Consider the following 25,054-nt stretch of genomic DNA (forward strand, 5'->3'; position numbering starts at 1 on the left):
ACTTAAATAACCTCTAAGTTAATTTATTCAATATTGATAATGGACTATAGCGATGCAGCAAGTCAGCTCATCGAATAAAAAGACATATATTGCAGCTATTGTAGTATTACTGCTTATCAGCCTAGGATGTTATGTCTATCTCACGTTAACTAAACCAGCATATTTACAAAATGGTACGGTTTTAGTGCTCCCGGTAAACCTCACATCAGACAAGATTGAACCACAATGGAATCGCTATGCTGCGATGGATATGCTTATCCATCAACTCAATCTAGGGGTTAATTACCCCTTGCTGCAAACTGAGGATATTATCAATATCATCTCGCTTATCTCTAGAAAGCACTCAGATAAAGCTGCCGATATTCAGCAAATTATGGCGATTTCTGGCGCAGTCTTGGTGATTGAATCAAGTATTAAAGGCACTAATAATCAATACCAATTAGCCTTTACACTACACCAACAACACAGTAGTGAAAGTGATGTCGTTAATGTAGCGAGCATAGAGCAAGCATTGCTCACTGCAGCCGAGTTAATTAATCAACAGGTCCATCCACAGCACAGTAAAATCACAGAGCAATTCGCTTCACGTTTTAGCCCGCCACAACTAATTCACGCAATAGCTCTGATGCAAGGTGGTGATAGCGTCGCAGCAGAGGAGCAATTATCTGCGCTGATAGATACTGCGCCCGATAACTTAGTCGCTCAGCGCCTACTTGCCATGATTCAATTACAGCGACATCAATATCAACGACTGAATAGCACATTGACTACCGCAATCATTGAAGCTTCTCGCCAAAAAGATGAACGAGAGCTGGCCAGGTTCAGATTACTCTTAGCCCAAAGTTACACTGAAACCAATAAGATAGAACACGCACTAAGCGTGCTTAGTATCGCCAAAACTAATGCTGCAAAAGTGCAAGACTGGCTAACGCTGGGTTATATATCACAGCTTGCTGGTGTGATAAATCAGCGCATCGGCCGTAATGCTGATGCCAGAGAGCAATTTAAAAAAGCCATTGAATATCATAAAATGATGGGCTACCCCGTAGGGCAAACACAAGCGCTCAACGATTTAGCGGAATTAGAAATGGTTGAACATAACTACCCGCAAGCTTATCGATATATTAATCGCTCTTATGAACTGGTTGCGCATCGCCGTTTAGATGATTTAGAAACATCTACATTAAAGATTATGTCTAAAATTGAAAATAAAATGCAGCATAGATAAGGTCTTATAGTATCGCTAACCATTCTAGCCATAGGTTTGAATAGAAAATCCCAACGATACAATCCTCAGCACATCGTTTGCGTAAAAACATTAAACATAAAAATGGCCTGCTTGTGCAGGCCATGTTTATCAACAACTAAATCACCATGATGATCACTCGATTATGGCTATGCTTCTTCAGCAGCTTTTGCCGCCTCAAGCTGATGTACTTGCTCAGTTTGATCGACAATAGTTAATACCGCAGTATCACCCACCACGTTACATGATGTCAGCACCATATCAATAATACGATCCAATGCAGCCACAATAACAAATGCCTCTGTTGGTAAACCTAATTGATAAATCAACACCCCAATCATCACCATGCCGCCGCCAGGAACGCCACCCGCACCTACTGACAATAAAAACACGCTAAACAGTAACGACGGGATTTGCTCATTGCTGATAGGCATCCCAAAGGCATTAGCAACGAAGAAAATCGCAATAGTGATATAAATCGATACCCCACCCATATTCATGGTTGCACCAAGCGGTACACCAAAACCAGCAACCGCTTTACTCACCCCTAACTTGTCTGTCAGTGTGCGCATAGTGACTGGAATTGTCGCATTTGAACTGGCTGTTGATAGCGAAAATAAAATTTGCTCTTGGGTTTTCTCGCGAAAGGTTTTCGCTGAAACTGGGGTAAATAAACTGACAGAATATGGATATACGATAAAAATCCATATCAACAACAATGCCAAAATAAGCACTAAATACTCGACAACACTGACAAAAATTTCAGGCTCTAAGGTTGCACCTAATTTAAACATCAGGGCAAACACACCGTACGGCGCTAAACTCATAACCACTGAAATTAAACGCATCATGATTTTATTGGCAGTTTGAAATCCTTTCACCGCACCTTCAACAGATGCGCCCATTGACTTGATCACGCCGCCCATTAATAGCGCCATAAATATCACTTGCAGCATATTGCCAGAGGTAAAAGCTGAAAAAGGATTATTTGGCACAATACTCACAATTAACGACATTAAATCTGGCAGTTCAGTCGCAGTAATATCCAGCGAGCCATTGCTCGACATATCCACGCCTTTACCAGGCTCAAATATCATAGCAACGGTAAAGGCAGCTAAAATAGCAATCACGGTATTAATAATATAAAAACCAAAGGTTTTACCGCCTAAACGACCAAAACTTTTTAAATCTTGTAATTCACACACACCACAAACAATACTCACAAACACCAGTGGCACGACTAGCATCATGATCATATTAACAAACATGGTGCCAACACCACTTGCCAGAGTCACTAATGTGCCACCAAAAAAAGCATTATCGGCTAATAAAAACTGCACAATACTGCCCAGCACAACCCCGAGAAATAGACCAATAAAGATCCGTGCAGAAAGTGATTTTGTCATATTTTTTCCCATTCGAAATGCAACATTAGTTGCTAATTATTATTATTAATATACCCAATCCTAGGCATTTTTTTTATTCGAGCGCAGTGATACTGAGACATAGACAAAGATAATTCAATCATCATCTGAACAAAGCTGACCACTTTTTACAGACTTCATATCGAAATAATTATAAATGCCATAATAAACATACGATTAGCCAATCAAAACATTAGTAAGTAAGGACATATTTATCGCAGAAAACCATTTATCATAACTTCAACACTGATTTATGCTGGCTCAAATGCCATAAATGGACAGTGCTTATAACCTCTAAAAGCGCAATAACGACAAGATGAGCTTTTTTGCCAGCATATGTTGTTGCTTAATACTGACATGATAGCGTGCCACCCAAGCCACTAATTGATCCCAATCTACTGCTAAGCCTTTGCTGCCATCAATGACATCAGAGGTCGATGAACTCGGCATAAGTCGATTGACTAAAGGCGATGGCTGTAACCCAAGGCATTCACCAGGGTTATTTTTAGCCGCGATAGTTTCATTGATATAAGCTAACTGACGCTGCTGCTTATAAAAATCTGTCGCTGAATTGATTTGCGGCAATGCCAGTAATGTTGCGGGTGCACTGAGGGCTAATTGAGGAACGACGAGGTGTTGGCAATGATCTAGGCTATGGGCAATCATTAACCCGGCGGGATCTAAATCGGTAAACGCAATCACTTGCACCTTGGCAGGATCAATCAAACCTAAGAAATGTTTGCGTCCAGCGGGGGAATAATGATGACTGCCGCGATACACCACCATGCACCGTTCCATAAGCTTAGTCATAGATTGATCAAACTGATACTGGAAAACGTTATCAAAACTGTCTAAGTTTTCCACCACCATAATGCAGTTAATGGCGAGCTGTTCGCAAAGGTTAACGGCACGATCAACCTTAAGTCTTAGTGCGCAATCATGCTCGGCCAATAGGCCTTGGCATAACGGTGGGGCTAACTTTAGCAGCAGATAGTCGGCTTCTGGCGCAATATTGGCGTATTTCTCATTCGCGCTTTGCTGCGACATTTGTTGCCGTGTCACATCAAAGTCTAGCGCTAGAATATCTAGGCCGGTATCGATTTGTGCCATTTGTCGCAGTAACTGATGATCGTTAACGCTTAAGTACAATTGCTTTTGGGCGCCGTCGGTTTCACCTATTTGCCACAGACGATAAACATGTTGCCAACCGGCATTAAATGGCACTCGCGGCAATCGTTGTTTTGCTGCGCGAGCCAACATTTGCAAGTGATGTTTACTGATACTCGCCATCTAGACTCTTCATCTTTTATATTGATCGTTTCAGTTTATTACACGTTAACAATATTGATCGCCGACAAGCTTAATGGCCAACGAAATGACGCCAAGGTTACGCTAACCAAAGTTCAACATCGTGAATGACAAAGTTGCCACTATATATCGGGTCAGGCTTCCCTATAGGTTCAAGCTCAAAGTAATTCTTATGCTCATCAGCTAAGCCTTCATAGCCACCAATCACCTGATATAGCCAACTTTCTGCATCCCACTGCAATTGTTTCTCTGTAAGGTAACTGAGCGCCGATTGACGCAGACCTGAATCAATCACTTCACAGAAATACTCATCAACAGCAATTTTCAGTGGGTTTTCAGGGATATCAAAATCTTCACTGTCACCCATTTCAAAGGTCACGTTGTGTTCACGCAGCATGGCCGGCAATGAATCACGGCTGATGGCTTTCACTTGCGCGACCAAACTCATTAGCTCAAGTTCATGATGCGGATTAGCAACATCAACACTCGCGGGGGCTATCAAGGCTTCAGCGCAGTTGAACAATACAGGTACTGTTTTATGCACCACATGGTTTTCAGGTTGATAATCTGGATGCATGCTGGTGTGTAATAACCAGCCTTTTAGTAATCTGGTGCGTCCTTGTATTTGTCTAAACCGGCCCAATAACTCGTACAATCGCGCTTGCACAATGCTTAATTCCTGAGTGCATTGACTTAAGGTTTCTTGCAAGCTCGTCATTAGTAAGCGGCGCAGTTCGCGGATATCACCAGCAATTTCACCTAGCTCGCTAAATTGGAACATGTCTAAACCGTTGAGCAGTTCTGATACTTGGCTTTGAGCTAATTCGTTTTCGCGAATTTTCGCACTTATGGTGCCTACATAGCCAAATTCATTATTAATGCGGCTCCACAACACTCGGATTGAATAACGTAAACTGTCGGTAAAACTGTACACATGCTCATTTAAATCAGCTAAATAGGCTTCCGCTGCGCTAAAATCAACATCGCGGCGCGCTTCTTTATAGTGATCGGCTAAGGTTTTTATCGTCGCGAGCGCCGAACCGACGTTAGCATCAATTTGTCTGTTGCGCTCATCGCTTAAGGCTTCTTCCAATAATGCCCGCACTGAACGCTTTAAGCGCAGTTCTTGATCGGGCTCAGGGCGCCATAAAATGCCACTTTTTCTTAATTTTTCAATAACGCCACTATCATGGGCAGTATCGCTAATCGACCCCGCTAAATAGGCATCCATAATGACGTCGGCATGCCGCCCAAGTTGTTTGAGCAGCTTTACCCCGGCTTGGTGTAAGTTGCTGCTCATATAAGATCCCTTTGGGTCGCGGTTTCGGCTTGAGCCTCAAGACTTAGCCCTTCGGTTTCATCAATAAAACGGATCACTTCGTACAAATAATCGAGTTTACCCGTGGCGATATAAATCTGTTTTTCACTATTGGGTTTGGTTAAATAACCCAGCTCCACTAACCGCTTAAACACCAACTTAATTTGGCCATCAACGTTAGTACTGCTTGAACCAAATAATCGATAATGGCTCAGCTTAGTCAGCTGTTCTCTGAAGGCTGGCGTGTCTTCAATCCGTGCTTGTAAGTCGGTTAAGCGAATAGGGGCACCTTCGCTTAAAGGCGCATCTTGACCACTGGCTTCTTGCACCAGAACTAACCATTCCACCAGTGGGATAAGCGCGGCGCAAATATCTTTAAACTGCGACGAAATCACTTTACGTTCCACTTCGCCCAGCTGCAAATAGCCGCAAAAAAACACTTCGCCTTCACCAGCGCTGGCAACGGTACGATTAATTTGATTCAGATAGGTTTCAACTCGGTCACGAGTACTATTATTCTTTAGGGCGCGCCAGCCGTCTTCGTTAGTCACACGGCAAACAAATTCACCGCGCAGCAGTTGCTCAATTAACGCACCAGTACCTACTAAGGTTGTTTCAGTCGAATCTGACATTAGATGTGCTCCTTAGCAGTTTCAGTCATGCTGGTGTCGGTATGGGTCATTTCAGCATTACGTTGTGATAAACGTGCCGCTAATGGGTTGGCTTTTGGCTTCACCACTTGCAATTTTTTAGTTTGTTTATTAATGATATAACGGTTAGCAAATAGATTTAACACTTCAGATTCTGGGTTCGGAAATGCGCCTAATACACTAATATTATTGTTTTCACAGGCATCGAAAATTTTCTTCACGTTGGTGTGATGCAAAGTGCCTAACTCATCGATGGGCCAATGAATCGTCACATTGGCTTTGCCACGTAATAAACGAGTAAACGCTAATAAGAATTTACATAAAATCAAGTAGGCCATGCCATGACTAGACGATTCGTTTAATTGGCGATCGGTACGAATAATTAAGTCGCTGTTACCTTCTTTTAGTCGCAGCTCAATTTCGAGCAGTTTGGCTATGCCGCCAGTTAATGCTGCGCGACCAATAATGTCTAAAGCACGGCGCATTGAGTTAGTGTAGTGTTCGTCTGGTAGCTGACTAAAACCATCTGCTTTCCACGCCTTAAAGGCTTTAACAAACACTTCAAGTTCGGGCCAAAATTCAAGTTCACTAATGCGCGAGCGAATACGGACCGCAGACTCTGATACGCCATCAAGAAATAACTCCTCGCCCACTTCACGGGTAATGCGCGCGCTTTGGCTGGCAATACGGCGATCGATATCAGTTAACACATCATAAAACGCGGTTAAGTCGATACCAAAAATTCGTCCTTGCTCACGAATCGCCATTAACGATTGCGGCACCATCACATTCAGTAGCTGTTCAAGCTGTGGCACCAACTTACGGTAGTCAAGTAAACGAATGCCTTTATCGTTGACAAAGCTCGACTCATCGCGGGCTCGTTCCCAAAACTCGGCTAAACTTGAACCTGATTTACTGGCAATAACCGAATCAAAGTGCTCAACATATTGCTTCACTGAACCCATTAAATAGTCGCGTTTTAGCAATAAATCTTCGCCTTGACGCAAACGCTCACCAATACCGCCGGTCGCTTCATCATTGTTGCCGGGCAGTTTAAGCTCTGCGAGCTTGCGCATCACTGCACGCAGTTTAGTGAGGTTTTCAGAGGCCTCAACTTGGGCAGCATCACAAGCTTTACGGTCGGTTTCTAGGCTGTCACGACGTTGCTTAATTTCTGTGGTTTTCGCTTTTAATTGCTGCTCTAATTCCAGCGTAGCACGCTTAACATCGGCTAATTGAGTTTGCAATTTTGGCTTACGCACCAACCAAGTATGCTGATACCAATCATCAAAACGCAGCACATCACTGCGACGTTGTTCGGCATGACTAATTTTGGCTTCAAGATCGCGTATTTGCTTTTTAAGCGCCAAAATCGTGCCTTCATCAACTCCACGTGACTTAAGCTCGTTTTTGTACCAGGTTTCACCGGCCTTTTGTTCGGTTTTAGCATTAGCGCGGCGTTGTTCAATATTGGCTTTAATTTGCCCCAATTGATTATCAATGGCGCCGACCACTTCTTGCCAATAAGCATTTTTTTCCATACGCGCTTCCAGCGCCTGCTCTTTTTGCTCTGTTAACCAACCAAGATGCTGATTATGAAGTTGCTTAAGCTCATGCTCAAGCTGCACTAATCTTTTGCTCGAATCTGCTTTGCGATCGGTTACTGCTTGATTAATTTTTTGTTGTTCGTTACGTTTTTCATCAAATAAACGGCGCAAGTCTTCACGACTATTTTTATAGGCTGTGCGAGCAAAGGTCAGCTCACGGGTAATACTATCGAGCGCTGCATTCATGGCAACCAGCTGATCTTCCGCTTCTGCATGCATTTCTTGAGCGCTTTGCAATGCGTCTTCTGCTTTGGCTAAGCGAATACGCAAATCTTGCTCTGTTGCGGCATACTCGGGAACATCAATCGCTTTAAGGTCGAGATTCACCCCGAAGAGGGCTTCACTGCTGTCTTGGGTTAGGCTTGGGTGTAAGTCACTGCGATGCAACAACTCTGGAGCGATAACCTTACCAAAGGTGTGCTCCCAACCGTGGGCTTCTTTTCGCAAAAATTCCAATAGTGTATGCGACTGCGGGAACAGCATATGGTGCAGTTCTTCTTTGGCATTTTCTCTGTCGCTGACACGAATGGTGGCAATGCGCAGCGCTTCATTCGCTTGATCGCGTTTGGCCCGTTGTTTACGTTCTTCAGTGGTTAAGCGATCGACCTTTTGATTGCAGGTTTCTTGCTCTTCGTCGGCCAAACTAATACGCTCATCAAAAATGGCTAGGCGCATTTTTTCATCTTCGGTATAAGTCACACCATCCACTTGATGTTTGAGCTCGGCAGCAGTTAATTTGAGTTGATATTCTTGTTCGCTGAATGTTGCTTTACCCACATCGGTTTGTTCACGCCATTGCAGTTCTAACTTAGCAAGGTCGTCATTGGCGAGTTCGCGCTGCTTATCGCGGGCTTCACGTTGAGCGTCTTGTTCAAGATGTAAGACTTCAAGTTCACGATGTAATTGCTCAGCAATTTTACTGCGACGTGCATTAAAAGCCGCTTCGATGTCTTGGTGTTTTTCGGTTTGTAATTTATGACGTTCGTTAAGATTTTCAACATCACTGCGCCAATTCGGCAAATTATCAAGGTCTGCTTTGGCTTGTTCAATATCGGCATCTAAAAAAGCGGCGTGCTGATCTTCAATGGCATTGAGTTCATCTTCAAACTTACCAGAATCGCCTTTTGCTGCTGATAATTCTTGGTTTAGCTCATCACGAACATCTTTCCACTCTTCATCTAACAAGCGCAATTTGAGGTTTAACTCTTTGCCATGAGTTTGATTACGGTCTTGGCGCTCAGACTCTAAGGTTTCATCAGCGCGATAACCGCGCGATAAACTGGCCAAGCGTAGCTCGGCACTTAATAACTGATTAAATTCTTGTTCGAGCTTGTCATATTCTGGGCGGATTTGCTCAAAACCTTGCACCAGCTGGCTTTCACGGATCCAGGTTTCTACTCGCTGCGGATTGAGTCTAGAAGTCGGCGGGTTAACACCATCTTCCTCTAAAATGGCTGCGATCATTGATTTAACCGTTTCCATTTTGCCCTCTTTCGAGTGCACTGCTTTGGCGAGTTTTTCGATATGACGCAAGCTATGGTCGCCGTCACACAAGGAGAACTGACGCGCATAAGTGCGCAACTCATTGCGGTTACTACCGGTGTTCAGCAAGCTGCGATCGTTTTGAATGATCGCGCGAAACTCGCGGGTATTTAACAAGTTAGTATGAGCAACTCCATCACGTTTTACTTCACGGCCAAGCTCTGCCATTGAATGACAAATAATGGTGTCGCCATTACGTGACTTAATGTAATGCTCTAACTCAAAACCGCGGGCTATAAAGCGGTAGTTAACCCCTTTACCGTCACCTGCTGAGGCTAAAACAGCTTGATAAAGTAAGCCATCATCTTTTTGATATTCATAGATAATGTAGCTTGAATCATGGGGTAAATACCAACGTTCAAAACTGTCACGTGTTGAAGGCACCACTCGGCTTGGATATTCGCCATAAAATACCGGCACCAGACGTTGTAAGGTTGTTTTACCCGAGGCATTGGTACCGCAAATATTAGTGTGACCACTTAATAACAGTTCGACCACACCCGGTAGGTGGGTATTAATTAACACGATTCTAATCAAGCTTGGCATGATAATCCTTTTCCAAACAGCTCACATTACAGTGACTAAAAAGCAAAATACGGATGAAAAAATAACGTCTGTTTTTTCAATGTCAATAAAGTAAAACAAACGCGGCCTAGAGGCAATTTTCACCCACAAAAATTGGCTTTATAATACGCTAAATAATTCAAAAATGGCGGCTAACAATGCAGCAAACAAGCAGAAACGGTTTATGTCGCATAAATGTGCTCAAGTTTGGGGGTAAATAAGATCTTTTTTCGCTGCAATAAAGCAAAAAACGCAGAGATTTCTCTCTGCGTTTTTTGTTATGCGGTACTAAAATTTATCTGAGCATTTTATATTAAGATTAACGTTACAATTTAAATTGTGAGGTCGCATGGCTAAGCTCATTAGCAAACCCATCTAATCCTTCTGAAATCCCCTGCACTTGTGCAAGAATACCCAGTGTTTGATCAAATGAAGCATTCATTTCAACTACGTTATTGGCAACATGTGCAGCAACTAAAGACTGCTGTCCTGTAGCTGCTGCTATATGGGTATTCATACTGTTAATACTGACAATTTTAGATTGAATTGAACTTAATGCTGCACCGGTATCTTTGGCATAACGCTCGTTTTCTGATGACTTAGCAATGGCCACATCCATGGTGCTAACCGATGATTCAGCCGCTACTTTAAGCTTTTCTAATACGCCACGGATCTCTTTAGTCGCGTCGGCAGTTTTAGACGCCAGTGCACGAACTTCATCAGCAACCACGGCAAACCCTCGTCCATGTTCTCCCGCTCTGGCGGCTTCAATGGCAGCGTTTAACGCGAGCAAGTTGGTCTGTTCTGCAATAGAGGTAATCACGTTCAAAATAGAGCCAACACTTTCGGTATCTTTGGCTAACTCATTGATAGAATTTGATGCGAGTTCAATACCTGAATTAAGTTCTTGTGAAATTCTCACCGTGCGCTGCACTACTGCTAAACCTTCCGTTGCCTCACGTTCAGCAACTTGTGCAGCTTCAGCCGCTTGTTGGGCGCTGTGTGAAATATCATTGACTGAATGACGCATTTCTTCCATCGACATATGCACAGTTTTAGCATCGTGACTTTGTTGCTTAGTCGCTTTAGTTGCAACCGCCATGCGCTCTTTTAGCGATGATGCGCTGTCTAGCAATGGTTTAGTCACACTCACAACGCTTTGAATTGACTCAGCAAGTAAGCGTAAAAATCGATTAAAGTTGCTTGATACCTGCCCTAATTCATCAGTCCCGACAACCGTCAGTTGGTGACGTAAATTGCCTTTACCGTCAGCTAATTCACCTAATGAGTTAGCCACATCACCCGCAGCGCCGCTAATGGCACGCGCAATTGAAATAGTTGAAAGAGCCATAAAGACCAATAATGCGACCCCTATGCCCAATGATAGGTATAAACTCTGTTCAGAGCGGTCACCCGCTTCTTTAATAGTAGAGCTAAACTCTGCCACTTTATCGGCCTTATAAGCCGTGATCCCATTCGTTAAGCTTTCGAATATTTTGGCTTTTTTCTGACTAATTTGCCCTACATCAGCCATATCAATAGTACCGTCTAGCATTCCTCTAGCCAGTGACAGTGTCATGGTATTGTATTCGTCTAGGCTGTTAGATAATTGCGATAACAATGCACTTTCGGGCTGATCAATAGTTGATAGATTGGTTAAGTTATCTTTGAGTGAAGAAAAGGTTTTCATGGCGTTCCCGAGCAAATCTTCATCGGCAAAGGATACTGATTGGGTATACAACTCATCTAATCGTTGGACAAATATGACATTTTGATTTGCAAGCTCAACACGCTGTGCAACTTTGGTCTCCATGAAAGATAATGTGTCACGGTTTTTATTAATCGCAACGGTGCTGATGCCAAGGTTAACGGCAAAAATAATCACTGATAAGACAAAAATCAGTCCTACCTTTTTAAAGATCGACATGTTACTAAACCAATTCATATTTCGCCCCTAAGCGATAATCAAATGAAGATAAAGCAAACGTAAAACTTCTTAATGCAGCGACCAAAATATCGTTATTAAGGCTATTGATGCCTGTGCTCGCTCCTTGAGTTTTTATGTGCTGTAAAAATACCGCTTAACGCTATTCTTTAGTCAATTAACTATATGTTTTATTGTTATAAGCATCTTTGATAATAAGAGCATAATTTTATTTAATCTTAACCAAGTATAAATTTTTGTTGCTGTAAATCACGAAGTTTTCAATGTATATCGGTGTAAATCAATATCGGCCTAACATCAATATACTTGAAATTTTTCTAATATATCAATTTGTTTGTGCTTATTTATAGACGGTTAATCCACTCACTTAAAGACTATAAATCAATATAACAACAAAAAACCCGCAAAAGCGGGCTGTTTTTGGTTCATTGAGGCGATTACAGCACCTCATTAAATGGCTATTGCAACATTTTATGCAGCTTGAACATCGGCTTCTTCTGAATGTCTTATTAAATAATCAAATGCTCCCAATGATGCTGTGGCGCCGCTACCCATGGCAATAATGATTTGCTTAAAGGGGATATTAGTGACATCACCCGCAGCAAATACACCAGGAATAGATGTTTGACCACGCTCATCGACAATAATTTCACCGCGAGGAGTCATATCAACCACACCTTTTAACCACTCGGTATTAGGCACTAAACCAATTTGTACAAAGATACCGGCTAAGGTTACGGTATGACTTTCACCACTGGCGCGATCGGTGTAAACCAAACTGGTTACACGAGTACCATCACCTTTAACTTCCGTGGTCATGGCTTGGGTAATTATCGTAATATTGCCCATTGATTTAGCCTTACGCTGTAGCACTTCATCGGCACGTAATTTACTGTCAAACTCAAGTACAGTGACGTGTTCGACAATGTTTGCTAGGTCAATAGCCGCTTCAATACCTGAGTTACCGCCGCCAATAACCGCAACTCGCTTACCTTTAAATAACGGACCGTCACAGTGTGGGCAATACGCTACGCCTTTATTACGATACTCTTGTTCACCAGGGACATTCATTTCTCTCCAACGTGCACCGGTTGCTAAGATAATCGTTTTACTGCTTAAGGTGGCGCCACTTTCAAGCGTCACATTAAGCAGACCGTTTTTAGCTAAACTCAACGCACGTTGGTTTTGCATAATATCGACGTCATAATCTTTAACATGAGCTTCAAGGTTCGCCACCAGTTTTGGACCTTCGGTTTTAGACACTGAAATAAAGTTTTCAATACCGACCGTCTCGGCCACTTGGCCACCAAACTTTTCAGCAACTATGCCGGTATTTAACCCTTTACGAGCTGAATAAATGGCCGCTGCGGCGCCTGCTGGACCACCGCCCACGACTAACATATCAAAAACCGACTTTTTATTAAGCAGCTCGGCTTGTCTGCTTGCGGCATTTTTATCTAACTTATTCAGTACTTCAACAACGCTAATGGCGCCCACAGAGAAGGCTTCGCCGTTCAAAAATACTGATGGCACTGACATGATATTGCGATCGCTCACTTCCTGTTGGAATAACGCACCGTCAATCATCACGTTAGTAATGTTTGGGTTAATTGCTGCCATCATATTAAGTGCTTGGATCACTTCAGGACAAGTTTGGCAACTTAACGAAATATAGGTTTCAAAATGGAATTCACCTGGTAGCTGACGGATTTGCTCAATGATATCCGCATCCAACTTAATCGGATGGCCGCCGCTGTGTAATAGTGCTAGCACCAGTGAGGTAAATTCATGGCCCATTGGCAAACCTGCAAAGGTGATATTAGTTGCAGCTTGCGGGTTAATCACACTCATACTTGGTGTACGTTGACCTTGCTGATAAGTCACTGAGACTAGATCTGATGAGTCAACAATGTCCTGGGCTAGGCTGGTGAGTTCTTTGCCTTTGTTTGAGTCATCTGCAGATACGACAAGTTCAACTGGGCGCTTGAGGTTTTGCAGATAGGTTTTCAGTTGATTTTTTACATTCGCATCTAACATAACAACTCCTAAAAATGGGAAATAATCGATGAATTTACAAGATGCTAGTCAGTGCCGGGGGAACACCGACTAGCTGGAGATGATATTACTAACCTAAGGGTTATCTTAGTGGTTAGATTTTACCGACTAGGTCAATTGAAGGAGCTAATGTTTCTTCACCTGGCTGCCATTTTGCAGGACATACTTCGCCATCGTGAGTTGCAACATATTGTGCCGCTTGAATTTTACGAACTAGTTCAGAAGCGCTACGGCCAATACCTAGGTCATGAATTTCAGCTACTTTAACTTGGCCTTCAGGGTTAATCACAAAAGTACCACGTAGTGCTAAGCCGTCTTCCTCAATCATCACACCAAAGTTGCGAGTGATTGCGCCAGTTGGATCACCTATCATTGGGTAAGTAATTTTACCTATAGTGTCTGAACTTGAATGCCAAGCTTTGTGAGTGAAGTGAGTGTCAGTTGATACTGAGTAAACTTCAACGCCCATTGCCTGTAGCTTCTCATAATGATCAGCCATGTCGCCTAATTCAGTTGGACATACGAAAGTGAAGTCAGCTGGGTAGAAAAACACTACTGCCCATTTACCTAATAAATCTTGTTCAGTAACGTCAACGAAAGCACCATTATGGAATGCAGTTGCTTTGAACGGTTTGATAGTGCTATTGATGATAGATTGTGTCATGTCATGCTCCATTTAGATTTACATTAAACCCGATACCAATATGGTTTCGGTGATGATAAACAAACTGTGCTCGTCATCTGATGTAGCTATAATAGCGATGGAGGCTAACTAAGTATAACGGATAAAAACTATCACCCTAATCGGTTTTTCATATTGAACTATCTTTGAGAGACTATTTGTATGAAGGGTATAAATCATCAACACCGAGTACGCTTGAAAGCTGGTACTCGATTAATGATGTTTATTGGTGGATGTTATTCCCAAGGACCAAATCGTGTCAGCACGCGGCTAACATTAATATCGAGCTTTTGTGAAAGGGCTTGTAAATCTTGCTTATTATTTGCGGCAGAAAAACAATTGGCTTTATTGGTGGCAAATACCACCCAATTCCCACCACCGGTTAAACAAGCAAAGACTTGATTAAAATGCTCATGAAGCGTGTCACGTAACTGTAAGTCTCGACTGTGTTCTTTCCAACAATTTAATACTAAAAAGCCATCCGTTTTAAGCAGCTGTTTTGTTTGCTGAATAAATTGGTTAGACAACTGTTGTTTATCTACGCCTTTGTCGCTGTAGATATCAGCAAAAATAACATCGACTTTTTTATGCTCTGCTTGGGCTAAAAAGACATAGGCATCTTGGTGCACTATGGTCAGTTTTTTACCTAAAGGTAATTGAAAAAAGCGTTTAGCCACTTCAATAACTTGTTGGCGCAATTCAACTGCAGTAATTTTAATCGCTGCATCAAAATGCCTAAGGGAATGCACGAGTGCACCACCACCTAAGCCTAAAATAATCACACTTTTGGGTTGGCTGAATAACAGCACTGCTAACATGGCCTGAACATAAGTATGTTGCGGTACATGAGGTTGACTCTTATCCATCTTACTTTGCTCATCATTATCACCAAATGATAAGACCCGATAGTCGCCATCGTCGAGCACACAAAAATCACCAAACCGATCACCGTCGACGTGCAATACTTTATAATCAGACATACTTCACTCTGTGAGGAGTCTCGCCAATACGTGACAGCAAGATTTTTCTACTTTAAAACCTTATTATACCCCAGAATACAGTATAAAGTTGGCGACAAGTGATACAGATAACTCGCAGAATTAAATTAATACGACCAGATAGGAAATCGACATGTTTAACCATTTATTGATGATAATTTTGTATTTGGCGGTGTTCTTTCTAGCCCAGCGACAGGTCAAAAAATGGATCCGTCAGCAAGCACAAAAGAAACAAGTCAGCGAGGTTCGTAGCCGTTTGATTACTCGTTTAATTTCTTATTTGTTGTTCTTTGTGACGATATCCGTCATGGCGGTGTCATTAGGTTTAGGCTATCAAGAGGTGTCGCTATTTGTGTCTTCAGCCTTTGCGGTATTAGGCGTGGCCCTATTTGCTCAATGGTCGATATTGAGCAACATCACTGCTGGTGTATTGATCTTTTTTGCATTTCCTTATCGAATTGGCGATCGCATAAAAATTGTCGATAAAGAAGAGGATATGAGTGGCATTATTGTCGAAATCAGTTTGTTTCACGTATTGATCAAACGGGATATCGGCGATGTGATGACTTACCCTAACAGCTTGATGCTCCAAAAAGCGGTGATTAAGTTACCCGAACCACGCCACCCTAGTTCACTTGCAACAAGCAACAAAACCAAGGCGAAGATTAATGCAAGTAGAGCAAAATGGCTTAAGTAATCTTTAGCTATACCCAGTGGTGTGATTTATATCTGACTAATAGCAACCAATGCTCTGCTGGCTTAGCCATGTTGACAACAATTTCGGCTTAATAATGCCGTAATAAGTAGAGAATCGATACATAATCTTATTAACATTAACTGGGCTTATGTATCGAATAGAGTAATGCCTGCTTTATTTAAGCCCATATTTATACTCAGACTTAAGCTCTGCGCAGATATATTGCGGTGCTAGTTTAATACTCGATGGAAAAACGCTACGGCTTGCAAGTACATCTGCAACGCTAAAGCGGCATCAAAACGCTCACCTTCATCGCGCATAAAAGCGTGTTGAGCATTGACTTCAAGCCAAGTAAAGTTTGCATTCACTTGTTCAAGCTTTTGATAAATAAGCTTACGACCTTCTTTAGTCACATGTGGATCTTGTTTACCAAAGACCATCACTAACTCGCCTTTTATGCTGCCAGTACGAGCCAATGAATCATTGCCCTCTTTACAAGGTAATGTATTGGAATGAATATCTGTAGGATACAAACAAAAAGCCCCGCTAATATCAGGATTAAGCGCTGCTCGATAGGCTAAATGACCACCAATACATACTCCCATAGCGCCAACTTTATCACTGCAAAATGACTGTGCACGCGCAAAATCGACAAGCGCTTGAGTGTCACTGTCATGTTGCTCTAACGGCTTAGCCCACTTGTCTGCATTACCTTTATCTTTACCTACGTCGTCATACGCCAACACAGTTCCGATAGGGTTGAGCTCATGAAACACTTCGGGTACTAACACCACAAACCCATGCCCAGCCAAAATAGCAGCAGATCGAACTATCGGAGCAGTTTGCTGGAATATTTCTGAGTAGAAAATGATAGTCGCAAATTGGCCTTTAGTATCCGGACGATAAAGCGTGGTACGCATCAAGCCCGTGGCCGTTTTAATATCGTGAATTTCAGTTGTTGTAATCATAATATTCCATTTATTTCACATTATACCCAACACAAGGCTCTACTCAACATAATGGTAATTGCCAGCGTATGTCCTATGCATTAGTAAGCTGATGTTTGTCGTGAGTTGGTATTAATGAGCTGCTATTACTGCTCACTATAACAAATTAAAACAGCTCATTATTACAAACTTGCCCTGTGATCAACTGAGTCACATTGGTTAATGTTGTTGAGGCGATCGAGTTCAGCGCTTCTTCAGTTAAGAAAGCTTGGTGACCGGTAAAAATAACATTGTGGCAAGCCGATAAGCGGCGGAAGATATCATCTTGAATAATTTCATTTGATTTATCTTCAAAAAACAGCCCTTTTTCATTTTCGTATACATCAAGCCCTAATGAACCAATTTTGCCATCTTTTAACGCTTCCATGGCATCCAATGCATCTAATAGTCCACCGCGGCTGGTATTAATCACCATCACGCCTTGCTTCATTTGATTAAAGCTAACGTTGTTGAGTAAATGATGATTATCTTTGGTCAATGGACAATGCAAACTGATGATATCGCATTGAGGATAGAGGGTTTCTAATGAAACATATTCGACACCAAGATCAATAACAGCTTGGTTTGGATAAGGGTCAAATGCCAATACTTTACAGCCAAAACCTAATAAGATTTTAATGGTGGCTAGGCCAATTTTACCCGTACCTATCACGCCAACGGTTTTGCCAAACATATTAAAACCGACAAGCCCCGATAAAGCAAAGTTAGCGTCACGAGTGCGCTGATAAGCTTTGTGGATTTTACGATTTAACGTCAACATGAGTGCCACTGAATGCTCAGCAACCGATTCTGGTGAATACGCGGGCACATTGACCACTTTCATGCCTAAACGCTCAGCAGCCACTAAGTCAACGTTATTAAAGCCAGCACAACGCATAGCAATAATTTTTGTGCCACCTTTGGCCAACTCAACTAATACTTCTTCACATAAGGAGTCATTGACGAAAGCACAAACAACCTCATAGCCTTCCGCTAGTTTGACGTTTTGCATGCAAAGTCGGTAATCAAAAAATTCAATATCGACCTTAAACGTTTGGTTAATACTGGTGAAATGGCGAATGTCGTAAGGCTTGGCGCTAAAAAATCCAATTTTCATAGGTATCCAAATTTACTAATAGCGAATTGATGAGCAAATCATCAATATGATCAGCCCCTAGATATGAATTAATTGTATGTGAATTAACGGTTATTGTCGTCAATATCACACTGAATAACGATGAAGTTGTGATCTAGATTCTCTCTGGTGAAGAGCCTTTAAGGATAGTGACTGGCAATTCAGTCGATTTGGTCATACCGATAATAAATCTGTCCCATTCGCCACACTAATATCCCATGACCATAATCAATATTAGAGTCAAATACTAACCATATTGAAGGAAATGAAACTTGATCCACAAGCAATATAATCACATTGATAATAAAAAGAACTGCTGCGTATATCACTGTTTTTACATATTGAAATTGCTAATATTAGCGCAATGTTATTAAGCCCACGACACTATGAATCATAAAAAAAAATTACCAGTCTCAAACCGTCGTTTTTGGATCGAACGGATCAGTAAAACGTCATTAAGAGCACTGCATATTATCGGTATAGTGGGCAGTGGCGGCGGTATTATCTTTAATCTTGAATTATCTCTATGGCTTAATTATTGGATTATAGCGATTACATCTGGCGTACTGCTAATGAGTTGGGAAATCATTAGAGATTGGCGCTGGTTAATTCAACTCAAAGGAGTATTAACCTTATTTAAAATCATATTGTTAGGATTTTTTATTCAAATAAGTCAATGCCATTCTGAATTAATCATCTTTATTATTTTATTATCTGTTATTGTATCTCATGGACCCGCCGGATTGCGGCATTATTCGATAGTGCACCGGAAGGTGATTCAGAGTAAAAAAGAAATAAAAGGCTAATACCCAACTATAAATGACTTTAAGGACATGGGATGTTCCCTTACCCAGATCAATATCGCATAGCAATGCCGCCAATGACGACCGCTTTTATGGTGGCGTGGGCAATAGTGACTCACGCCATTTTTGCTGATGCTAGTCCATTTTCGCTTTATCCTCTGCTGGTGCTATTTCCCGCAGTGATCGCCACACACCTGTATTTAATTTGGTTAGCAAAAGGCATGAGTCGACTTGATCAATGTTTTTATGCATTAGTGCATATCCCGCTCGCATTTGTCGTGTGGACGTTTACCATAATGCACGTTAACGGCAATGCATTCTCTTAAGTCGCCACTTCTCAGTACCATTCTATACTTGCACATCATAAGCCCTAACGGTATCTTTGCCGCGAATTGACTCACGAGAGCAACTATGGCTGATTTCATATACAACCCACCCACCAGTCCTTGGCTGGATATTTTGTATCAAGATAAAGATATTCTGGTCGCAAACAAACCCTCTGGACTGCTATCGGTACCGGGAAGAGAAGCCATTTATCATGACAGTATTTATGCGCGGGTTTTAGCTGAACACCCTCATGCCCAAATTGTACATCGCCTAGATATGGCAACCTCTGGGGTGATTGTCGTCGCACTTAGACGCAGTGCAGAGCGCGAATTAAAACGTCAATTTCGTGATAGAGAAACGGCCAAAACTTATTATGCTCGGGTTGCCGGCCACATGAAGCCTAGTATCACTCAGGTTGATTTACCACTCATTTGCGATTGGCCTAATAGACCCAAGCAAAAAGTCGACCACGCCATTGGCAAACCTTCGGTAACACTTGTCGAAGTTGTCAGTTACGGTGCTAAATCAACGTTAGTAAAACTCACCCCAATTACGGGACGTTCTCATCAACTGAGAGTTCATATGATGGCGTTAGGGCACCCGATCCTTGGCGATGGATTCTATGCCGATCCTTTAGCAAAAAGCTTATCACCTAGGTTACTGCTGCATGCGGCAGCATTATCGATAACTCATCCGTACTCACGACAAGCAATGCATTTTGAAGCAGCCGTCACTTTCATGACGCCAACCGATGAACAGTAAAAATTAAACATTATTAATAAATATGTGGATTGTAGTAGCTATTACGCAATGAAAGTCGTAGATTTATGACCAATTAATGGTTTGTTAGGCTTAATATCGTGGATAGCTCATTTCATCGTGATGAATTAGACAATCATATTCTTACCGCACTGATGCAAGATGCCAGAACACCTTTTGCGGAACTGGCGAAACGTTTCAATGTCAGTGCAGGGACAATTCATGTTCGCGTTGAAAAAATGAAACAAGCTGGCATTATCACCGGCGCGCAAATTACCGTTAACCCCAAAGCACTGGGTTATGATGTTTGCTGCTTTATTGGCATCAATTTAAAGAGTGCTGGCGATTATCCAGCAGCGATTGCCAAGCTAAATGAATTAGAAGAAGTGGTAGAAGCATATTATACCACTGGTAATTACTCGGTATTTGTAAAGGTAATGTGCCAATCTATCGATGGATTACAGCATGTGCTGATTAACCGTATCCAATCAATTGATGAAATCCAGTCTACTGAAACACTTATTAGCCTTCAAAACCCTATTGTCCGATCGGTAAAGCCCTAAATCATTGAGGGCTTAATCTCTTTCCCCGTCTGTATTACCTTCAGAATTGTCAAACGCTACAAGTGCATTTCATAACCTAAATCACAAACCTACACATACTTATTAACAATTAATTGCCTTTTTTTTAAATTGGAGTGTTACTTTTGTTAATTCTTTGTGCTACAAATGCTGTTGATGCACCACAGAGTGCAACACATAAGCAGAAATTAATATAAACACTATCACTTAATATACATCGTCTTAAAACGATATCCTCCCCCCACATTGAGTGATGTATAAAACAAGGAAGAAGTTGTGAAGACAAAATTAGCTCTAGCCATTTCGGCTGCACTGATATCAAGTGCGACTTATGCAAATACACAATATAGCTCTGACCAAACAGGCATTGAACTGCTGTCCGTTAAAAATAACAACAAACCAACAGTAAGACAAAACAACGTAGTAGCTCCTCAACGTTATATTGTTGAATTAGAGTCGCCTGCCATTGCAAAGTACCAAGGTGGCATTTCTACTTTAGCCTCTACAGCTATTAAAGATAAAAATAGCAAGCTAGACATTCAATCAGCTCCAGTGAAAAGTTACGCATCTCATTTGCAAGCAGAGCAAGCAGCATTTACAAAAGCACTTTCAAAAGTGGCTTCAAATGCTAAAGTTGAACGTCAGTTTAAGACATTATTTAACGGTGTAACCATTGTTAGCCAAGGGTTAACTGTTGAACAGATCATGGCTATTCCAGGGGTTATCTCGGTATACCCTGAAGCAATGTACGAAACAAACATGGATGCTTCACTTGGCATTATTAATAGTCAAGCGATGTGGAATGCTGTTGATGGTATGGAAAATGCCGGTAAAGGTATCCGTGTTGCAATTATTGATGGTGGTATTCGTCCTGAGAACCCAATGTTCTCAGGAGAAGGTTTTACCGCTCCAACTTCTATGATGCCAACCGATGACTATTGTTCAACGGTTGATAGCTCATTCTGTAACGATAAACTGATTGTTGCACGTTGGTCACAACCAACGTTTGCGGTATGTCCAGATGAATACATGAGCCCATTAGGCTACGGTGGTCATGGTACTCACGTTGCTGGTACCGCTGTAGGTAACAAAGTAGATACCACTTTCCAAGGTGTTGACGTTACTTTATCAGGTGTTGCTCCAGCCGCATATTTAATGGCTTATAAAGCACTGTATTCTAAAGAAGATTGTTCTGGTGGCAGCGGTTCTAACATTATGCTGATGGAAGCATTAGAACATGCTGTTAATGATGGTGCAGACGTAATCAATAACTCATGGGGTGGTGGAGCCGGTGCCGATCCAGCAAGCAGCCCATATAAAACAATGTTTGAAGCTGCTGAAGCTGCTGGTGTTGTTGTTGTAAGTGCTGCTGGTAACGATGGTAACGCAGCTAAATCAGTTGGTTGTCCTGGTTGTATTGAATCTGGTATCACTGTAGCTAACAGTACTACTGGCCGTTATTTTGCTAACAGCTTCAATGTTGGTGGTGATGATTTATTAGCGGTTCCAGGATCTGATACCATCATTGAGATGGATATTACTGCTCCAGTTATTTTAGCTCTAAACATCGATGCTGAAAACACTGAAGGCTGTGATGCATTTGCCGCTGATTCGTTTAAAGATGGCATTGCGTTGATTTCACGTGGTACTTGTAACTTTAGTGATAAAGTAACTAATGCTCAAAACGCAGGTGCTAAAGCGGTTGTGGTATACAATAACCGTGCTGGTGCTCCAATCACCATGTCAGTTCCAGGTATTACATTCCCTTCAGCTATGATCTCACAAGATGATGGCATGGCAATTGTTGATTCAATGGGTGACACTACGATTCAAGGTACTATAGGTTCTGAAATTAAACGTATTATCGCAAGCAACCTTGCTGATACGATTAATCAGTCTAGCTCTCGTGGTCCAAATGGTAATGAAAACATTCTCAAGCCTGATCTAGCTGCTCCAGGAACAGATATTTTATCTGCTTTCTCACCAGACGATGGTGGAGAAAACTTTAACATGATTACTGGTACCAGTATGGCCAGCCCACACGTGGCGGGTGCTGCTGCTTTATTAAGCCAGTTACATCCAGATTGGTCATCAATTGATATTAAAACAGCATTAACATCAACATCTAAAATGGATGGTATTTTAGATGATGACGCGTCAACACCTGCAACTCCTTTTGATATGGGTGCTGGTCGTATGGATCTTGATGCTGCAGCAAAAGCAGTATTAACATTTGATAAGCCTTCAATTGCAGCAGACTCTTGTGTCGGTATCTGTACATTTACTCGTACTGTTTACAACAAAGGTGATGAAAAATCATCTTGGGCACTTTCAGCAAATTCTGATACTGCTGGCCTAATGATTTCTCCATCAACACTTGAACTTGAAGCGGGTGCATCTGCAACCTTTACCGTTACTGTTGATTCAACATTCAGTGAATATGGCGATTGGATCTTTGGTAACGTAATGATCACCAGCACTGAAGGTAAGCAAAATGCTCATCTTCCATTAGCTGTATTAGCTAAAGAGTCTAGTGATTCATCATTAATCTCTACTTATACAACTGATACTGATATTACTGTTGCAGATCCTTTCACTGTAAAATCTGTTGTTAATAATACCATGTTCGAAAATACTGTTACTGTGACAGCTTCTGCTCCTAAGGGCACTAAGCTTACATCGAAAGATGATGTATCTGTTGTCCTGAACGGCGCTTCGCAAAATGGTCTATCTGTTGATGAGAATACTGGCGTTATCACTTGGGTTGGTTCAATGGACTTGCCTGAAATGGTTACTTCAAGTGGCTCTGGTTCATACCCAAATATTACAGACCTTGGTTTAAGCCAAACACCAGCTTGCCTAGATGGTTGTGATGAAACGACATTTGTATTTAACGTACCAGCCTACAAATACAATGGCCAAACTTATACTCAAATCACAATTTCTGATAACGGTATAGTTATCCCTGGCAATAGTTCAACTGCTGGTACTTATGCTAATAAAGAACTACCTGACAGCTCAAATCCAAATAATATCCTTGCACCATTCTGGTCAGATTTTGATTTAAGTGATGGTACGGTTGGCGACACTGGTGGTGGAGCTATCTCTATTGGTGTAGTGAGCACTGGAAGCGCTTCATTCTTAGTTGTTGAGTGGAATGATGCACAGCTTTATGGTGATTCATCAGGTGACAAGTACAGCTTCAGCGTTTGGTTAAAAACTGGCGATACTGAAGAAGTGACGTTTAACTACTTCGACATTCCTGGTATGCCAGCTAACGTAACCATAGGTGCAGAAAACATCAGTGGTACTATCGGAACGACTTATTACTACAACGGTGTAGGTTCAGCTGTTACTAACGATGATTATGTTGAAGTTAGAGCATCAAACTCTGGTAGTGTTGAAATCGGCTATAAAGCTATGGTCACTGAGTTTAGCTTCGGCCAAGCTGATGCGCCGTCACTTGATGAAGACACTTCTATGGAAGGTAATGTATTAGATAATGATACTAAACCAGACCAAAAAGTAGCTCGTACTCAAGTAACGGGTGATGGCATGACAGCTAAAGCTCAACGCTTAATTGACGTATCTCCAGCAGGAAAACTAAGTACTGTTGCTCTTGTTGATAACGTGACTAATGGTGAGCTTACTTTGGCCGCTGACGGATCATTTACTTATACACCAAAAGCAGACTTCACAGGTACAGACACATTCACTTATACATCTACTGATGAAGAAGGGAATCTGAGCACTCCTGCACAAGTTGTTATTACTGTGACTAACGTAAATGACGCTCCTACTGTTGCACCTTCAGGAATGAATAGTGCCGGTGGTTTCGTTGTAACAGCGAAGGCTAATGGTAAAGATATCGATGGTGATGCTTTAACGTATAATTGGGTCCAAACTGGTGGTAAGAGTGTTAACTTTACTAACGGTGGTCCAACAATTAACTTTACCGCTCCTATAGGTAATGACACCTTCACGTTCACTGTAACCGCATCTGACGGCGAACTGACAAGTGCGCCTGGTACTGCAACCATTAATGTCACCAAGGAAGAAGAGAAATCTTCTGGTGGTTCTATGGGTTGGTTAACCGCACTATTACTACCATTAGCTGCATTACGTCGTCGTAAGCACTAATTATTAGTCATCATTAATTTGGCATTGCCAAAATGATATAAAAAAACCAGCTGTATTATTCAGCTGGTTTTTTATTAGTTAAAGAAATTAATCAGATAATATTCTTCACCTTAGCTTGGCTAACATGAGCGACAAGTGAGATAACAACATTTACCTTATATCATATCAAACCGATGATTTTTACTTACAAGGTCTCTTATCCATCGATTAGCAACCGATGCAAGTTAATGATAGCGAGCAAGGCTAAAAGTTATTAAATAAACGCTCACTATCCCTAACCCCCGATC

The 25,054-nt window shown here is 41.8% G+C and carries 18 protein-coding genes; 7 read left to right on the forward strand and 11 right to left on the reverse strand.

Features of this window, described 5'->3' with window-relative positions; genetic code table 11:
* The first annotated feature begins 52 nt into the window (after positions 1–52).
* Positions 53–1,228 carry a lipopolysaccharide assembly protein LapB gene (locus H5164_RS08955; protein ID WP_182755698.1) on the forward strand — a complete coding sequence of 392 codons (1,176 nt, stop codon included), beginning with the start codon at positions 53–55 and terminating at the stop codon, positions 1,226–1,228.
* Between the two features lie 167 nt (positions 1,229–1,395).
* Here the strand turns inward: H5164_RS08955 and H5164_RS08960 are convergent, their stop codons facing one another.
* The 9 genes from H5164_RS08960 to H5164_RS09000 all read right to left on the reverse strand — a co-directional run bounded on the left by H5164_RS08960 (position 1,396) and on the right by H5164_RS09000 (position 15,321).
* Positions 1,396–2,652: a dicarboxylate/amino acid:cation symporter gene (locus tag H5164_RS08960; protein ID WP_182755700.1), complete on the reverse strand. Its 1,257-nt coding sequence runs from the start codon at positions 2,650–2,652 to the stop codon at positions 1,396–1,398.
* 312 nt (positions 2,653–2,964) lie between these two features.
* Positions 2,965–3,960: a hypothetical protein gene (locus H5164_RS08965; protein ID WP_182755702.1), complete on the reverse strand. Its 996-nt coding sequence runs from the start codon at positions 3,958–3,960 to the stop codon at positions 2,965–2,967.
* Between the two features lie 97 nt (positions 3,961–4,057).
* Entirely contained in the window at positions 4,058–5,278 is a 1,221-nt protein-coding gene (locus tag H5164_RS08970) for a phosphoenolpyruvate carboxylase (RefSeq protein ID WP_182723381.1), read from the reverse strand.
* Complete coding sequence (locus tag H5164_RS08975) at positions 5,275–5,928, reverse strand: hypothetical protein (protein WP_124017300.1); 654 nt, start codon at positions 5,926–5,928, stop codon at positions 5,275–5,277. Before H5164_RS08975 ends, H5164_RS08970 begins: the two co-directional genes overlap by 4 nt.
* Positions 5,928–9,641 carry an ATP-binding protein gene (locus H5164_RS08980; protein ID WP_182755704.1) on the reverse strand — a complete coding sequence of 1,238 codons (3,714 nt, stop codon included), beginning with the start codon at positions 9,639–9,641 and terminating at the stop codon, positions 5,928–5,930. The genes H5164_RS08975 and H5164_RS08980 overlap by 1 nt, the downstream gene beginning before the upstream one ends.
* A 343-nt stretch (positions 9,642–9,984) precedes the next feature.
* Positions 9,985–11,604, reverse strand: coding sequence for a methyl-accepting chemotaxis protein (locus tag H5164_RS08985; RefSeq protein ID WP_182755706.1), 1,620 nt, complete (start codon positions 11,602–11,604; stop codon positions 9,985–9,987).
* A 471-nt stretch (positions 11,605–12,075) separates the two neighbouring features.
* Positions 12,076–13,641, reverse strand: coding sequence for an alkyl hydroperoxide reductase subunit F (gene ahpF, locus H5164_RS08990; RefSeq protein ID WP_182755708.1), 1,566 nt, complete (start codon positions 13,639–13,641; stop codon positions 12,076–12,078).
* A 112-nt stretch (positions 13,642–13,753) separates the two neighbouring features.
* Positions 13,754–14,323 (reverse strand): alkyl hydroperoxide reductase subunit C, encoded by a 570-nt coding sequence (ahpC, locus tag H5164_RS08995; RefSeq protein WP_124017296.1) that lies wholly within the window; start codon positions 14,321–14,323, stop codon positions 13,754–13,756.
* 254 nt (positions 14,324–14,577) lie between these two features.
* A complete protein-coding gene (locus H5164_RS09000; RefSeq protein ID WP_124017295.1) occupies positions 14,578–15,321 on the reverse strand; it encodes a spermidine synthase in 744 nt (247 codons plus the stop codon).
* Positions 15,322–15,472: 151 nt separating this feature from the next.
* On the opposite strand from H5164_RS09000, the gene H5164_RS09005 reads away from it, so the two are divergent.
* Positions 15,473–16,036 (forward strand): mechanosensitive ion channel family protein, encoded by a 564-nt coding sequence (locus H5164_RS09005; protein WP_124017294.1) that lies wholly within the window; start codon positions 15,473–15,475, stop codon positions 16,034–16,036.
* A 230-nt stretch (positions 16,037–16,266) separates the two neighbouring features.
* Here H5164_RS09005 and H5164_RS09010 read toward each other — a convergent pair whose 3' ends face one another.
* Positions 16,267–17,004: a dienelactone hydrolase family protein gene (locus H5164_RS09010; protein ID WP_182755710.1), complete on the reverse strand. Its 738-nt coding sequence runs from the start codon at positions 17,002–17,004 to the stop codon at positions 16,267–16,269.
* A gap of 145 nt (positions 17,005–17,149) precedes the next feature.
* Positions 17,150–18,139, reverse strand: coding sequence for a 2-hydroxyacid dehydrogenase (locus H5164_RS09015; protein ID WP_124017292.1), 990 nt, complete (start codon positions 18,137–18,139; stop codon positions 17,150–17,152).
* A 404-nt stretch (positions 18,140–18,543) separates the two neighbouring features.
* Between H5164_RS09015 and H5164_RS09020 the strand changes: the two genes are divergently transcribed.
* The 5 genes from H5164_RS09020 (at position 18,544) to H5164_RS09040 (ending at position 24,767) form a co-directional block, all read left to right on the forward strand.
* Positions 18,544–18,963 (forward strand): hypothetical protein, encoded by a 420-nt coding sequence (locus H5164_RS09020; protein ID WP_124017291.1) that lies wholly within the window; start codon positions 18,544–18,546, stop codon positions 18,961–18,963.
* A 32-nt stretch (positions 18,964–18,995) separates the two neighbouring features.
* Positions 18,996–19,286, forward strand: coding sequence for a hypothetical protein (locus tag H5164_RS09025; RefSeq protein ID WP_124017290.1), 291 nt, complete (start codon positions 18,996–18,998; stop codon positions 19,284–19,286).
* 85 nt (positions 19,287–19,371) lie between these two features.
* Positions 19,372–20,049 carry a bifunctional tRNA pseudouridine(32) synthase/23S rRNA pseudouridine(746) synthase RluA gene (gene rluA / locus H5164_RS09030; protein WP_124017289.1) on the forward strand — a complete coding sequence of 226 codons (678 nt, stop codon included), beginning with the start codon at positions 19,372–19,374 and terminating at the stop codon, positions 20,047–20,049.
* Positions 20,050–20,147: 98 nt separating this feature from the next.
* A complete protein-coding gene (asnC, locus tag H5164_RS09035; RefSeq protein ID WP_124017288.1) occupies positions 20,148–20,609 on the forward strand; it encodes a transcriptional regulator AsnC in 462 nt (153 codons plus the stop codon).
* Between the two features lie 294 nt (positions 20,610–20,903).
* Entirely contained in the window at positions 20,904–24,767 is a 3,864-nt protein-coding gene (locus tag H5164_RS09040) for a S8 family serine peptidase (protein ID WP_182698399.1), read from the forward strand.
* The last annotated feature ends 287 nt before the right edge of the window (positions 24,768–25,054 follow it).

The organism is Shewanella sp. SG41-3, assembly GCF_014164545.1.
Classification (GTDB): Bacteria; Pseudomonadota; Gammaproteobacteria; order Enterobacterales; family Shewanellaceae; genus Shewanella; species Shewanella vesiculosa.

Excerpts from the sequence above, each read along its gene's own strand:
- H5164_RS08955 (WP_182755698.1), top strand. The coding sequence starts at position 53 with ATGCAGCAAGTCAGCTCATCGAATAAAAAGACATATATTGCAGCTATT.
- H5164_RS08960 (WP_182755700.1), bottom strand. The coding sequence starts at position 2,652 with ATGACAAAATCACTTTCTGCACGGATCTTTATTGGTCTATTTCTCGGG.
- H5164_RS08965 (WP_182755702.1), bottom strand. The coding sequence starts at position 3,960 with ATGGCGAGTATCAGTAAACATCACTTGCAAATGTTGGCTCGCGCAGCA.
- H5164_RS08970 (WP_182723381.1), bottom strand. The coding sequence starts at position 5,278 with ATGAGCAGCAACTTACACCAAGCCGGGGTAAAGCTGCTCAAACAACTT.
- H5164_RS08975 (WP_124017300.1), bottom strand. The coding sequence starts at position 5,928 with ATGTCAGATTCGACTGAAACAACCTTAGTAGGTACTGGTGCGTTAATT.
- H5164_RS08980 (WP_182755704.1), bottom strand. The coding sequence starts at position 9,641 with ATGCCAAGCTTGATTAGAATCGTGTTAATTAATACCCACCTACCGGGT.
- H5164_RS08985 (WP_182755706.1), bottom strand. The coding sequence starts at position 11,604 with ATGAATTGGTTTAGTAACATGTCGATCTTTAAAAAGGTAGGACTGATT.
- ahpF (WP_182755708.1), bottom strand. The coding sequence starts at position 13,641 with ATGTTAGATGCGAATGTAAAAAATCAACTGAAAACCTATCTGCAAAAC.
- ahpC (WP_124017296.1), bottom strand. The coding sequence starts at position 14,323 with ATGACACAATCTATCATCAATAGCACTATCAAACCGTTCAAAGCAACT.
- H5164_RS09000 (WP_124017295.1), bottom strand. The coding sequence starts at position 15,321 with ATGTCTGATTATAAAGTATTGCACGTCGACGGTGATCGGTTTGGTGAT.
- H5164_RS09005 (WP_124017294.1), top strand. The coding sequence starts at position 15,473 with ATGTTTAACCATTTATTGATGATAATTTTGTATTTGGCGGTGTTCTTT.
- H5164_RS09010 (WP_182755710.1), bottom strand. The coding sequence starts at position 17,004 with ATGATTACAACAACTGAAATTCACGATATTAAAACGGCCACGGGCTTG.
- H5164_RS09015 (WP_124017292.1), bottom strand. The coding sequence starts at position 18,139 with ATGAAAATTGGATTTTTTAGCGCCAAGCCTTACGACATTCGCCATTTC.
- H5164_RS09020 (WP_124017291.1), top strand. The coding sequence starts at position 18,544 with ATGAATCATAAAAAAAAATTACCAGTCTCAAACCGTCGTTTTTGGATC.
- H5164_RS09025 (WP_124017290.1), top strand. The coding sequence starts at position 18,996 with ATGTTCCCTTACCCAGATCAATATCGCATAGCAATGCCGCCAATGACG.
- rluA (WP_124017289.1), top strand. The coding sequence starts at position 19,372 with ATGGCTGATTTCATATACAACCCACCCACCAGTCCTTGGCTGGATATT.